Here is a 1,052-nt window from a genome sequence, read left to right on the forward strand (position 1 = left end):
ACAGGATCGGTCAGGGATTAAAAGCCGCCACGCCGACCTAACTAAGTACTACTAGCCGCGGATGGTATGTGAACACGCTGTCGCAACACTCTGCGACAGCATTGGTGTGGCAAAGTGTTTACGGGATCACAACGCTTAAAAGCGCGGGTGATCCATGAAATTGACGTGTACCTGCCTCCCGATCTTTTCGATCGCTTCTGCCCGGAGGACTATTCCATGCGGGAGTTCGTATCGTGACGATTGTTGAGTTGATCGATTTGATTCGGTCCAAGGGGATGCGTTGCAGTGTCGAAGCCGGGGAACGCCGCCTGAATGCCGCGGTTCAATGGGTGCATATCTTCGAAGCCCTTGACGTGGCCGAAAACCTTCATGGCGGGGAATTCTTGCTGACCACCGGGTATCAGCTGCATAACCATTCGGACGCAGAGCTTGAAGGGTTTGCCCGGTCCCTGCAAGATGCGGGTGCTGTCGGGATCGGGCTTGAAACGAATCCATCGGATATCGGCCTCACTGAACGATTGCGCCGCATAGCAGTCGACATCGATATGCCGCTGATTTCCTTTCCGGAGCCCGTACCCTTCCTCGAGATCACCCTGCACACCCACCGGCATCTGCTTGCAAAGGAAAGCGAGAAATTGCGACGCAGCATGAACGTGCAGCGACAACTACGCACGGCGGCGATCGAAGGCCTGGCCCCGACCGGAATCCTCCAGGAATTCGTCACCGAATTTCCCGGGGAAATGCTCTACACCGACGGAAGCGGAGTTGAGATCGCCTGCGCTCCGAATGATGAACCCAGCCAAGAGTTCCTTGAGGAAATCACGGAAACGAAAAGTTCGCGCCTCGTTACCCGGCCCGTTGTGATCGCCGGGGCAACGGTTGGAAGGCTGTATTTTCTTGCCCGGGCACCTTCTACCGACATTGATTTGGCGGCGGTGGATCAGGCGGCTTTCGTTTTGGCTTTGGCCAGCCCTGATGTCCTGACATCCCACAAAAACGGGCTCTTCAGAATGCAGAGTGTAGTTTCGGTCTGAAGCCTCCAGATTCCAGCA

The 1,052-nt window shown here is 55.8% G+C and carries 1 protein-coding gene; it reads left to right on the forward strand.

Annotation, left to right across the window (positions count from 1 at the left end):
• Window positions 1-233 precede the first annotated feature (233 nt).
• Window positions 234-1,034, forward strand: a complete 801-nt coding sequence (locus QK290_RS18475) for a PucR family transcriptional regulator ligand-binding domain-containing protein (protein WP_282332127.1) — start codon at window positions 234-236, stop codon at window positions 1,032-1,034.
• Window positions 1,035-1,052: the final 18 nt, after the last annotated feature.

Origin of the sequence: Pseudarthrobacter sp. AL07, from assembly GCF_029960665.1 — a bacterium.
Taxonomy (GTDB): domain Bacteria; phylum Actinomycetota; class Actinomycetes; order Actinomycetales; family Micrococcaceae; genus Arthrobacter.